Origin of the sequence: Actinoplanes sp. L3-i22 (assembly GCF_019704555.1) — a bacterium.
Lineage (GTDB): Bacteria > Actinomycetota > Actinomycetes > Mycobacteriales > Micromonosporaceae > Actinoplanes.
The window spans coordinates 7,479,027-7,491,262 of sequence record NZ_AP024745.1 but is presented as its reverse complement, the minus strand read 5'-3'; the positions used below and the strand labels follow the sequence as shown (position 1 = coordinate 7,491,262).

At 71.7% G+C, this 12,236-nt stretch carries 10 protein-coding genes; 4 read left to right on the top strand and 6 right to left on the bottom strand.

The window, feature by feature from the left end:
* Window positions 1-53: 53 nt before the first annotated feature.
* The gene (locus tag L3i22_RS33785) at window positions 54-1,100 is read left to right on the top strand and encodes an Lrp/AsnC family transcriptional regulator (protein WP_221321541.1); all 1,047 of its coding nucleotides are present in this window, start codon (window positions 54-56) and stop codon (window positions 1,098-1,100) included.
* Here L3i22_RS33785 and L3i22_RS33780 read toward each other — a convergent pair.
* Together L3i22_RS33780 and L3i22_RS33775 are read right to left on the bottom strand one after the other, a co-directional pair.
* Window positions 1,069-1,995, bottom strand: a complete 927-nt coding sequence (locus L3i22_RS33780) for an alpha/beta fold hydrolase (RefSeq protein ID WP_221321540.1) — start codon at window positions 1,993-1,995, stop codon at window positions 1,069-1,071. The genes L3i22_RS33785 and L3i22_RS33780 overlap by 32 nt on opposite strands.
* 9 nt (window positions 1,996-2,004) lie before the next feature.
* A complete protein-coding gene (locus L3i22_RS33775) occupies window positions 2,005-3,402 on the bottom strand; it encodes a hypothetical protein (protein ID WP_255657367.1) in 1,398 nt (465 codons plus the stop codon).
* 67 nt (window positions 3,403-3,469) lie between these two features.
* Between L3i22_RS33775 and L3i22_RS33770 the strand changes: the two genes are divergently transcribed.
* On the top strand, window positions 3,470-5,512 hold the full coding sequence (locus L3i22_RS33770) for a serine/threonine-protein kinase (RefSeq protein ID WP_221321539.1): 2,043 nt from the start codon (window positions 3,470-3,472) through the stop codon (window positions 5,510-5,512).
* A gap of 11 nt (window positions 5,513-5,523) precedes the next feature.
* Here the strand turns inward: L3i22_RS33770 and L3i22_RS33765 are convergent, their stop codons facing one another.
* Window positions 5,524-7,833 carry a glycoside hydrolase family 9 protein gene (locus tag L3i22_RS33765; RefSeq protein WP_221321538.1) on the bottom strand — a complete coding sequence of 770 codons (2,310 nt, stop codon included), beginning with the start codon at window positions 7,831-7,833 and terminating at the stop codon, window positions 5,524-5,526.
* Window positions 7,834-7,927: 94 nt separating this feature from the next.
* On the opposite strand from L3i22_RS33765, the gene L3i22_RS33760 reads away from it, so the two are divergent.
* Together L3i22_RS33760 and L3i22_RS33755 are read left to right on the top strand one after the other, a co-directional pair.
* Window positions 7,928-8,917: a LacI family DNA-binding transcriptional regulator gene (locus tag L3i22_RS33760; protein WP_221321537.1), complete on the top strand. Its 990-nt coding sequence runs from the start codon at window positions 7,928-7,930 to the stop codon at window positions 8,915-8,917.
* An 81-nt stretch (window positions 8,918-8,998) separates the two neighbouring features.
* Entirely contained in the window at window positions 8,999-10,198 is a 1,200-nt protein-coding gene (locus L3i22_RS33755; protein ID WP_221321536.1) for an MFS transporter, read from the top strand.
* 6 nt (window positions 10,199-10,204) lie between these two features.
* Here the strand turns inward: L3i22_RS33755 and L3i22_RS33750 are convergent, their stop codons facing one another.
* From L3i22_RS33750 to L3i22_RS33740, 3 genes are all read right to left on the bottom strand, one after another.
* Window positions 10,205-10,717, bottom strand: a complete 513-nt coding sequence (locus L3i22_RS33750) for a hypothetical protein (RefSeq protein WP_221321535.1) — start codon at window positions 10,715-10,717, stop codon at window positions 10,205-10,207.
* A gap of 35 nt (window positions 10,718-10,752) precedes the next feature.
* Window positions 10,753-11,556, bottom strand: a complete 804-nt coding sequence (locus L3i22_RS33745) for a S1 RNA-binding domain-containing protein (protein ID WP_221321534.1) — start codon at window positions 11,554-11,556, stop codon at window positions 10,753-10,755.
* Window positions 11,557-11,697: 141 nt separating this feature from the next.
* Window positions 11,698-12,234 (bottom strand): TetR/AcrR family transcriptional regulator, encoded by a 537-nt coding sequence (locus tag L3i22_RS33740; protein ID WP_221321533.1) that lies wholly within the window; start codon window positions 12,232-12,234, stop codon window positions 11,698-11,700.
* Between the last annotated feature and the right edge of the window lie 2 nt (window positions 12,235-12,236).

Below are 12,236 nucleotides of genomic sequence, written 5' to 3'. Positions count from 1 at the left end.
CAAGCATTGGACGGGTCCGTCGCCGGAGTGGCTCCGGACGTAGGATCGCCGTCATGGATGACGTCGAAGTCGCGGAATCCGTCACGCTGGAGCCCGATGACGTGCGAATCCTGCGGGCCCTGCAGATCGATCCGCGGGTCGGCTTCGCGTCGGCGGGCAGCGTGCTGGGGCTCTCCGAGCTGACCGTCGCCCGGCGGTACCGGCGGATGTGCCGGGCCGGCGCGATCCGGGTGGTCGGCGTCGTCGATCCGGGCGCGCTCGGGCAGAGCCAGTTCCTGGTCCGGCTGCGCTGCCGGCCGGGCAGCGTCACCGCGATCGCCGAGTCGCTGGCCCTGCGGGAGGACGTCAGCTGGGTCGCGCTGACCGGGTCGGAGGTGCTCTGCGCGGTCCGGTCGCGGACCCGGGAGCAGCGCGACGACCTGCTCGGGCGGCGGCTGCCCCGGGCCGCCGCGGTGCTGGACATCCAGACGGCCGTGCAGCTGCGTCAGTTCGTGGCCGGGCGCGGGCACTACTGGGCGGCGCTGGCCGGCGTGCTGACCCCGGCGGAGGAGGCGGCGCTGGGCTCGACCGGGCAGAGTCCGTTCGTCGAGCGCCCGGTCGTCCGGGACCGGGTCGCGCCGCCGAGTGCCGAGGACGACCGGCTGATCGCGGCGCTGGCCGTGGACGGCCGGGCCAGCCTGGTCGAGCTCGCCGGCGCGACCGGGCTCACCCCGGGCCGGGTGTCCCGGCGGATGCAGGCGCTGCTGGCCGGTGGGGTGCTCTACCTCGACGTCGAGATCGCGCCGGCGGCGCTCGGCTACCTGGCCCGGGCGAACCTGTCGATGCGGGTGCACCCGGCGCGGCTCAAGGCGGCCGGGCGGGCGCTGGCCGGGATGCCGGAGGTGGCGTTCGCCGCGGCCGTGTCCGGGTCGCACAACCTGCACGCGGTCGTGCACTGCCGCGACCTGGACGGCCTGTTCGAGTTCACCACCGAGCGGGTCGGCGGGCTGCCCGGCCTGGAGGCGCTGGAGGTCAGCCCGATCTCCCGCCAGGTGAAGCAGGTCGGCACCCGGATCGACGGCGGCCGCCTCACCGTCGGTCGTCTTGTCGCCGGCCGATGAGGAACTCCCGGATCGCGGTCAGCCAGCGCTCCGGATCGTCGAAGTGGGCCATGTGCGCGGCCTCCGGGATCTCCGCCAGGACACTGCCGGGCAACTCGGCGTGCAGGCGCCGGGCGACACCGATCGGGAAGCTCATCTCCCGGGCGCCCTGCACGATCAGCACCGGCCGGCCCCAGTCGCGCAGCACCGCGACCGGGTCGTCCGGCGCGCCGGACCGCATCTCACCGGAGTTGTAGAGCTGGTTGTAGTCGCTGGTGAAGCGCGTCTGCTCGAGGACACGGTGCCAGGCGTCGAGCCGGTCCAGCCGCCAGATCTGCAGCGGCGCCTCGCCGAACGCCATCGCCCGGCTCAACGCGCCGTCCGGGGCGTCCGGCGCGGACAGGACCGGGTCGTCGAAGCCGACCTCCACGCTCGCCGCGCGCCGCTCCTGGTAGTCGGCCGAGGCGTGCAGCTCGTCGTCGTAGTCGGTGTACGCCGTGGTCGACGCGAGGATCAGCCGGTTCACGACCCGCGGATGCTGGTGCACCAGGCGCATCGCGATCCGGCCGCCGTAGGAGAAGCCGAGCACGTCGGCGGGCGCGCCCAGCCCGCGGATCAGGGCGGCGACGTCGTCGGCCAGCACGTCGGCCTGCAACTGGCTGTCCGGCAGGTCGCCCAGCGGGGGAGTGCGGTGGCTGCGGCCACAGCCGGGCAGGTCGAAGAGCACGACGTGGGCGACGTCGGTCAGCTGCTCGACGGCCGGCGCCAGATAGCTGTGGTCCCAGGTCGGCCCGCCGTGAATGACCACGAGCGGCGGCCGGACCGGATCCCCGAGCCGTCGCACGAACAGATCCACACCGTTGAGTCTGACGACCGCGCCGGCAGTGCCGACGTCCTTGAGTTCCGCCCCGTTCATCCGGGCATCCTATTGATTCCGCCGCATCGCTTTCCAGACCGCGCCGAGCAGCGTGAATACCCGATACAGGGTGTACGGCGCCCACACGATGATCAGAAGCACGCCGAGGAAGATCACCAGATTGCCCAGGTGCGGGTGGCTCTGCCAGATCCAGTCGCCGGCCAGCAGGACCGAGCCCACGACCACAGCCCAGGCCACGGTACGGCCGGCCCTGGTCACCACCGTCCACAGGCGAGCGTTCGCCGGGTCGCCCGCCTCCGGCGGGTCGCCGAGCTGGGACTGCACGGCCAGGCTGTCGATCTCCCGCGCGGCGATCCGGTCCGCCTCGTGCGGTGACTCGCGCAGCACCGCCGACAGCGCGCCCAGGTGGTCGTGGTCACGAAGCCGCCCGGTCCGTGGATCGCCGAGCAGTGTCACGGGGCGCGGGAACCCGAGCAGCCAGGCCTTGCCGTAACCCCGTTCCGTTCCCGGCGGCAGCACGACGGCTTTACCGGCGTGCATGTCGTGGCGGCGGTTGGGGTTGCCGATCCCCAGCACCAGCTCCGTGCCGAAGATCGCCGCCTGGTCGTCGAGGAGGTCGGTGGCGCCGGCGTACCACCGGACGAAACGGAAGTACGCGGCGACGACCGCGATCAGGCCCAGTACCGCGACCACGGCGCCGAGCAGCTCGTGCACTTCGGCCGCGAAGCCGGTGAGCAGCAGTGCGGGGACGACGGCGCACAGGTACCAGCCGGCGAACAGCAGGGCGCGCCGCCGGTTCAGCCAGCGCAGCGTCCGCACTCCCTCGACACCGGGCGGGAACGCGGGCAGTGACCGCCCGGCGTTCAGCCAGGCCGCGGCATCCCGGTCCACCCGCTCCTGGAACTCCGCGCCCTGCGCCGCCAGCCCGAGGGGGAAGACCCGGACCGCCAGGCGGTCCCCGGCCAGACCCGCGAGCTCGCGGACGAGCTGCTTCTTCTCGTTCTTCACCTCGTCCAGGTCGAACAGCCGCACCGCCGGCCGGCCGTCCACGGTGGCGTCCATGTCACTCGGGGCGTCCAGGCTGACGCCCGGTTCCGGCACCAGGTAGAGCGCGGCAACGAGCGGGCGGCCCCGCCGCTCCTCCCGCACCTGGTTCTCGATCACCACCGCCGAGATCTCGGTCCAGGGCACGTCCCGCCGGTACCGGCCGATCCGCACCGTCCAGCCGTCCCCGTCGACGCCGACCTGAAACCGCTGGACCGAGAACCAGAGCGAGACGGCCGCCGTGAACAGGGCGACCAGGGACATCACCCCGAGGGAGATCCGTCCGGAGACCGAGCCGCCGGGGGTGAGCTGCGGCTTCACCAGATAACCGGCGAATCCCGCCATCGATACCCCGACGACCATCGAGATCACCCGTGAGCTGAGCGGACGGCGTAGATTCACCCATCCATCATGATCTACCTGAACAACCCCCGTCGCGCGCCGAGCGGAAGCCGCTATCCTGCCCGGTGTGACCCACCCGCTGATGCCGAACGATCCACGGTGGCTTGGTAAGTATGAGCTGCTCGGCCGCCTCGGCGAGGGTGGGATGGGCACCGTCTTCCTTGGACGCTCACCGGATGAACGGCTGGTGGCGGTCAAGATGTTGCGGGCCGAGCACGCCTGGGACACCGAGTTCCGGGGGCGCTTCCGCAGCGAGGTCAACCGGGCTCGCGAGGTGCCCGGCTTCTGCACGGCGGCGGTGCTCGACGCCGACCCGGATCACGCGACGCCGTATCTGGTGGTCGAGTACGTCGACGGGCCGAGCCTCTCCGAGGTGATCCGGGAGCGGGGGCCGCTGGACGGCGGCACGCTGCACAGCGTGGCGGTCGGGGTGGCCACGGCGCTGGCGGCGATCCACGGCGTGGGGGTCATCCACCGGGATCTGAAGCCGCAGAACGTGCTGTTCTCGCTGGGTACGCCCAAGGTGATCGACTTCGGGATCGCGCGGGCGCTCGAGGTGACCAGCCGGCACACCAGGACCGACCAGATGGTCGGCACGGTGGCGTACATGGCGCCGGAGCGGTTCGGCGACGACCCGGATTCCACGGTGGGGCCGGCGGCGGACGTGTTCGCGTGGGGTGTGGTGGTGGCCTACGCGGCGACCGGGCGTACCCCGTTCCGGGGGGACTCCCCGGCGGCCACGGCGGCTCGCATCCTGACCCAGCCGCCCGACCTGACCGGGCTCGACGGCTCGTTGCGTGACCTGGTGGGGCGCACGCTGGCCAAGGACCCGGCCGACCGGCCGACCGCCCATCAGCTGCTCGACCTGCTGCTGGAGGCGGAGACCGGGGGCGCGCTCGCCCAGCGGCCGGAGCTGCTCAGGGCGGCCGAGGCGGCCCAGCACACGGGCCGGGTGCGGGCGGCCGCGCCCGTTCGCCGGCGGGTGCGCCGCCTGGTGGCCGCGGCCGCGGCGGCCACCGTCTTGTGTGCCGGCATCGGGTACGCGTTGTCGCGCCACCAACCGGATGAGGCGCTGGCCTCGCTCGGGCCCAGCACGTCACCGTCGGCGTCGTCGGCGGCGCCCGCCGCGGGCGAGCCCCGGATCGAGGGGCCGGGGGTGTCCGACCGACTCGACCGGCGCGGCCTGTGGAAGGCCGACCGGGCGGTCGCCGGCGCCGCCGGCTGGTGCACGTTCCACCAGCGGATGCTGGCGACCACCCACACGTCCAGCCGCTACCGGTGCACGGGGCCGTCGAATTCGTTCGCCGGTGACCAGACGATCGTGGTCGACGTCGGCATCGTCACCAAGGGCGCCTGCGCGGCGATCTGGTTCCGATGGGTCGACGAGCGCGGCTACGTGGCCTCGTTCTGCGAGCACGAGATCCGGCTGGGGATCGACGAGAGCTCGGGGAACGGGTTCAACTCGGAGCAGCGGGTCGCCTCGACCGCGTTCCGGGCCGGGCAGACGCACCGGGCCGGCATCACCGTGCACGACGGCACGGCCCGGGTGACGGTCGACGGCACGCCCGCACTGAGCCTGCCGGTCACCGACCCGCAGCTGGTCGCGGGCCGGGTCGTGCTCGGGGTGCTCAACGACGCGAGCGACGGGGACGCCACGGTGGCCTTCGCGAACGCCGAGCTCCGGTCGCCGGTGGTGGGTCAGGCGGCGCACTTCACCGATCCGGCGACCGGATCGAGCCGGTCGATGGTGGAGCTCTACTCGTACGACCCGGTCGCGCACTCCGCGGTGGCCCAGCCGGTGCTGGTGATGGCCAGTGCGGACTACTGCGAGCAGTTCAAGATCGATCCGAGCGACATCAAATGCAGCGACCCGTTTCAGATCGTCGAGAGCCACACCAAGATGACGATCCCGGTCCGCGCCGCGCCGAAGCTGACGTCGTGGGAGAACGTCGGCGGCGGCGACGGCATCGTCTCGGTGCGCGCCGGCGCCGGCCACGCCGTCTCCGCGGCCACGTTCACCAAGTGGCTGGCCGGGAAGGAGGGTGGCCTGGTCGCGGTGACCACCACCAACGGTGAGGTCACCACGCTGACCGGGATCGACAATCCCTGACCCGCGCCGGTTCAGCCCTGGGCGCAGGTCATGCCGTTGACCGTGAAGGCGGTCGGCGGCGGATTGGCGCCGCTGTAGGTGCCGTTGAAGCCGGCGCTGGTGGAGCCGCCGGCCGGCACCGCGCCGTTGTACGACTGGTTGGTCGCGGTGACCTGCGCTCCGGTTTGCGACCAGACCGCTGACCAGCCCTGTCCGACCTTCTGGTTGCCGGGGAAGGCGAAGCCCAGGTTCCACGCCGTCCACGCGGCGGTGCCGGTGTTGGCGATCGTGACCGTCCCGGTGAACCCGCTGCCCCAGTCACTGGTCGTGTAGGTGACCCGGCATCCGGCGCCGGGAGTCGGGCTGGTCGACGGCGAGGGCGAAGTCGATGGCGACGGCGACGGCGAGGAGGACGGCGAGGATGAGGGAGACGGGGACGGCGAGGTGGTGCCGGGCTCCTGGCCCCAGATCAGCGCGCCCGCCTCGTACAGCGGAACGTTGCGGTTCACCGCGGTCCCGGCCAGGTACGACGGGTCGTTCGCCGGACTCCAGGTGCCGCCGTCGGCCACCCCCACCTTGAACTGCACCTCCATCCGGTACGCCGACTGCCCGGCCGGCGCGATCCGGTAGCCGGCACAGTTGACCTCGACGTACCAAAGATCGCCGTTCGCCTGTGTGGCCGTCGCCGGGGCCGGGCAGCCCTGCGTGTACCCCGGCGTCACCTGGATCGCCGCGGTGCCCTCGCGGCGGAAGTAGTACCGGTAGGACGCGCTGGTCAGCGCACGTGCCGGGTACGCCGACTTGTTGTAGATCATGACCTTGAGCGCGGTGTCGCGCGGCTCGTCCTGCATCACCGTGGTCTCCACGGTGATCTCGTCCAGGTCGGGCTTCTCGGCCTGCGGGAAACCGGCGAGAGGGCTGCCGCCGTACTCCTGGTACAGCCGGGCCACCGCGGAGGTGAATCCGGCGTTGTAGTCGGTGGCGACCTCGTTCATCACGTAGTCGGAGCGCTGATCGGTGTACGCGTCGTCCGGCGCGGACGGTCCGCCGACCAGGGCGCCGTACAGCACATGCCGGGTCTCGGTCGGCACCGTCATGTTGTCCCACCAGCTGCCGTGGGCCGTACGATGATGCGGGTTTTTCGGGGAATTGGCGCCGAAGCCGATGAGATAGCTGGCTTGCCTGGGGTTGTCGCCCAGCGCGTAATTGATCTGCCGCGCCGCGAAGTCGTGGTACCGGGTCTTGCGGGCGGCATCGGTGGTCTTGTCGCTGTAGACCAGCGCGACGAATGCGGTGTTGGCGGCATAACGCAGCGATCCCCAGCTGTCCAGCACGGCCTCGCCGCCGGGGGAGTAGCGCACCTTCTCGCCGTTGACCCCGACGGTCCACCAGTCCAGCCAGCGGTTCGCGTCGTCGACGTACTTCTGCTTGCCGGTCAGGTTGGCCAGCAGCACGTACGCCCCGAATTGCTTGTTGTCCCAGGCGATGGTCCATTTGTAGGAATGGGTCGAGCTCTGCGGTTCGGTTCCGAGCGCGTCGTACTCACTCTCCGCTTTGTTGAGGTACGTCGTTTCGCCCGTCGCCCGATACAGCCAGATCGCGCCCCAGACCAACTCGTCCTGATAGCCGCTCCAGGATTTGTAGTACGCGGCCGCGTCGGTGATGCAGTCGCTGTACGCCTTCCGCACGGTGTCCGCGAACGTGTAGAGCTGCCGCGCGTGGGTGAGCAGCTGGTCGGCGTACGCCGGGTCGGTGGGCCGGAAGACGATGGAGCTGGCCGCCATCGCCGCCGCCGTCTCGCCGGCCAGGTCCGAGCCGCCGCAGCTGGCGTCGATCTTGTAGGACGGCCGGGCCATCGGCAGCACCTCGGCCGGTCCCCACCACTTGTGGTCGTCGTCGCCCCTGCCGACCTGGCCGTAGAGCACGTTCGCCGACGGGTGCGCCTTGATGAAGTAGTCGTTCGGCACGCGCAGGTTGTTCAGCAGCGAGGTCAGCTGGCCGGACGCGGCGTACGCGTCGCGGTACTCGACCGCGCCCCAGGCCAGCATGGTGGTGCTGAACGCCATCGGGAAGCCGAACTTCACGTGGTCACCGGCGTCGAACCAGCCACCGCTGAGATCGCGCCCCACGTCGGCGCCGTCGGTGACGGCCGCGTCGCCGCGCCAGGACACCTGGCTCCACGACGGCTTCTTGCCGGCGATCTGGGCCTGGTAGAAGAACATCGACTTCTGCAGGGCCTCGCCGTAGTTGTAGCCGGCCGCGGCGCCGGCCGGGCCGCTGAGCAGCGGAAGCCCGGCGACCGCGAGGGCCAGGGCGACGGCGACGAGCAAGACACGACGCATGATGGTGTCCTTCGGGGAGTGGGAGCGCTCCCAGACATTGAACAGTTTCGTTTCCATTTTGTGAAGCGGTGATGTCGGGGGATCATCCGTACCCATGGCCAAGGCGCAGCTCAAGCTCACGATCGAGGACGTGGCGCGGGCCGCCGGCGTGTCCCGGTCGACGGTGTCGCGGGTGATGAACAACCTCCCCGGGGTCAACGAGGCGGTCCGGCGCGAGGTCAAGAGAATCATCACCGACTTGGCGTACGTGCCTGATCAGACCGCCCGGGCACTGGCGTCGCGCCAGCATCCGGCCATCGACGTGGTGGCGGTCACGCACGGGTCGGCACTCGGCTGGCTGGGCTCGCATCCGTACTACAGCCGGGTCCTGGCCGGGGTGATGACCGTGCTCGACGGCCGCGACGTGCAGCTCCGGGTGCACTCGGTCGGCGACGACGACGCGGCCGTCGACGCCATCGCCGAGCGGGCCACCGCGGGCATCGTGCTGGCCGACGCCCCGCCGGGGCTCGCGGCGCGGCTGCGGCGGCGCTGCAAGCGCGTGGTGTCGCTGGTGGCGACCGCGAACTCGGTGCCGACCGTCGAGGCGGACAACGCCGGCGGGGCGTACGCCGCCGTCACGTTCCTGCACGGTCTCGGCCGCCGCCGGATCGCGGCGATCCACGGCCCGGACGACACCTCGTGCGGCGTCAACCGCCGGGCCGGATACCTGCGGGCGATCGAGGAGCTCGGGCTGCCGGACCTGAGCGACGGCGGCCGGTTCCGCCGGGAGGTCGGCTTCGACGCCGCGCACCGGCTGCTCGACCGGTATCCGGACCTCGACGCGATGTTCGTGGCCTGCGACCTGATGGCCGCCGGGGCCGTGCAGGCGATCAGCGCCACCGGCCGCGGCGTCCCGCACGACGTCAGCGTCATCGGCTTCGACGACAGCATCGCCGCGGTCTGCGCGAACCCGCCGCTGACCACGATGCGGATGCCGGTGGAGGAGATGGCCGCGACCGCGACCCGGCTGCTGCTCGACGACTCGGTGGCCGGCGGCTACCGGCAGCGCTTCCCGGTCGAGCTGGTGGTGCGCGGCAGTACGTGACGGGCGCCCCGCTGTTGCTGGGAGCGCTCTCACCCCTAGCGTGCGGCTCCGTACCGACCTGCTCATACGGAGGCACAGCTCATGGTCCCGGTCACCGAGGCGACGCCGCGCTCGTCGGCGCTTCAGCTCACCCTGCGGTCGCCGCTCTACCGCGGCGCGACCGTCGCGATGTTCCTGTCCGGCCTCGGGTTCTCCGCGGCCGCACCGCAGATCGCCTCGTTCCTGGTCGACGACCTCGGCGGCTCGCTCACCGCCGCGGGGCTGTTCTACCTGACCAACCTGACCGCGCCGATCGCCGGCTACCTGATCGGCGCGCGATCCGACCGCAGCGGCCGGCGCCTCGGACTGTTCCGCCTCTGCGCCGTCGCCGGGTTCGCCGGCTGGGTGGGCATCGCGTTCGCCACCCAGCTGTGGATGCCGTTCGTCCTCAGCGCGGTGCTCGGGGCGTTCGGGGGCGCCGCGACCTCCCAGCTGTTCGCCGCGATCCACGACGAGACGATCGCGCGTCCGCACCCGGCGAACGACGGCGTGGTCGCGATCGTCCGGATGGCCCTGACCGGCGGCTGGGTCGTCGGCCCCGTCGCCGGGTCCGTACTGGCCGCGCACACCTCGCTGCGGGTGATGCTGCTCGCGACGGCGGTCGCCACCCTCGCCCAGATCGTCCCGCTCGGGATGCTCAGCACGCGGTCCGCGCCGACCGCCGCGATCCCGGCGCTGCGGCCCGGCCTGCCGGCCATGCTGCCGCTGCTCGCGTTCACCACGCTGTACGTCCTGGTCTATGCCGGAGAATCGATCAAGTACGCGTACCTGCCCATCTACATGCGCGATCAGCTGCACTTCGGGTCCGGGCTCGGCGGGGCCGTGATCGGCATCCAGCCGCTGGTCGAACTGGTGCTCATGCCGCTGGCCGTGCTGGTGGCCCGCCGGATCGGGACGATGCGGCTCCTGGTGCTCGGGGCGGCCTGCGGCGTCGGCGCCAACCTCTGCTTCGCCCTGACCGGCACCGCCGCCGGACTGTTCGCCGGGCAGGTGCTGATGGGCGGGGTCTGGGGCATCTTCGCGGCGCTCGGCATCATCGTCGCCCAGGGCCTGCTGCCGACGGCCGTGGCCACCGCGTCGGCGATCTTCCTCAGCTCGGCCGCGATCAGCTCGGCGCTCGGCGGGTTGGCCGGCGGCCTCGGCGCCGCCACCATCGGGCTGCCGCTGGTGTTCCTGCTCCCGGCCGCCTTCGCCCTGCTCGCCGTGCTCGGCCTGGCCGCGATGAGCCGCTCGCACAGGTGAACCCGCTCACGGCGCCCGCAGATCGATCAGGTAGCTGCTGGTGTCCGCGGTGTGCCGGATCGAGGGGACCACCTCCGGGCGGATCCTTCGCACGCCGCCGGCGGTGAACGGTCTGTGCCGCACGATGCGCCGCACCAGCCACTCCCGTGCCGTGCGGCGCTGCAACGCCCGCTGCACCTCGTCGACCACGTAGTCGTCGGCGACACCGACCGGGCCGCGGACCTCGACCCGTTGCCCGGGCCGGGGGAGCGGCGCATCCGGCGGCGAGGCGCCGACGTGGATCGGGACACCGTCGACGTCCAGCACCCACCCACCGAGGAGACACGGGCGGGCGAACGGCAGCAGGACACCGGTGAGCAGCAGCTCGGTGGGCTCGACGGCCGAGGCGGCCCGGTCCGAGGCGGGGGACCAGCGGGCGCCGTAGGACTCCAGCGACAGCGTGGTCCACTTGCCCGTTTCGGCCCGGAAGCCCGAGCTCCCGACGAGTTCCGCGGCCACCAGGACTCCGGACAGCATCACACCGCCAACCTGTCCGCGCCGGCTCCGGCAACCGTTCAGTGGTGGCGGGAGAGGGAGAGACGGCGCCGGATCGTGTCGATCTCGGTGATCTCGACGGTGACCTCGTCGCCGACCCGGACTGCCTGGTCCGGTGTCTCGATCGGGGTGGGGGAGAGCTTGCTGAGGTGGATCAGGCCCTCGACGGCGTCGGTGACGCGGACGAAGGCTCCGAACGGCACCAGCTTCGTGACCGGGCCGCGCAGGATCTGCCCCACCCGGACGGTGCGGGCGAAGTCCTGGAACGGGTCGGGCTCCGTAGCGCGCAGCGACAGCCGGGCCTCCCCGTTGTAGGTGTCGAAGGCGAGAACTTCGCAGGTGACGCGCTGTCCGATGGCGACGATCGCGAACGTGTCCTCGAAGCTGCGCCAGGACAACTCGGGGATGGTGATGAATCCGACGCCGGGGAAGGCCGGGTGCTTCGGCCCGTCGTCCAGATCCACGAAGACGCCGAACGACTCGATGGCCGCCACGGTCCCGGACATCCGCTGTCCCCGGTGGAGAGCCTTGAGGAAGGCCCACAACTGCGGATGCTCGGTCGCCGCCCGGGAGAGGGTGACCCGCCGCCCCGGCTGATCGACCGCGATGACCTCGCCGGAAACCCGGTCGCCGAGCTGCAGGGTGTCATCGGCGGACGGCTGCCGGGAGAACCGCCAGGAGTAGTTGTGGCTGTCGATGAAGCCGACCGGGTCGCCGGCAAAGTTGTCGAGCCGCACCACGACACCGTGCGGCGTGACTTCGGCAACGGTTCCCGCCAGGATCTCGCCGACCTGCGCCGCTGCCGGGAACGAATCGTCGGTCATGATCCCCGGACGCTACCAGAAATGACCCAGGTTCCTAGGATGCTGCAGCGGCTGTGCGGTCTGGCACGTCGTCGCTGTGAAGCGGCAATGCGCGGAGCCAAAAAGAGCAACTACTCCCCGAGAGGCGGCCAGCGGGCTCGGTCAGCCGTTGATGATTGCCATCAGCGCCGCGGTGTACGGCGCCGGATCCAGGTCGCCGCGGATCGCCAGCTGCTGGTTGTAGCTGACGCACAGGGCCACGAACGCCTCGGCGATCTGCGCGGCCCGCGGACGCCGGGAGTCCGGCACCAGCTCGGCGACCGCGGCCCGCATGGCGGCGAGCTGTCGTTGCACCACCGCGGCCAGCGGCGGTGACACCGCGGCTTCGGCGTAGATCTGGGCGACCAGCTGGGCGTGCCTGGTGCCGTGCGCCCGGGCCCGGATGTGGTCGAGGAAGCCGGCCACGGCCTCGGCGGTGAGCGCCCTCGGCAGGGCCTCGGTGCCCTGCTCGCAGACCGCGATGACGATCTGTTCCTTGCTGCTGAAGTACCGGTAGATGGCGCCGTTGGAGAGCCCGGACTCGGCGATGATGTCGGCCATCGAGGTGTGCGCGAAGCCGTGACTGGCGAACCGGGCGCGGGCGGCGTCCACGATCTGCTGGCGGCGAGCATCCAGATGGGCTTGGCTGACCCTGGGCATAA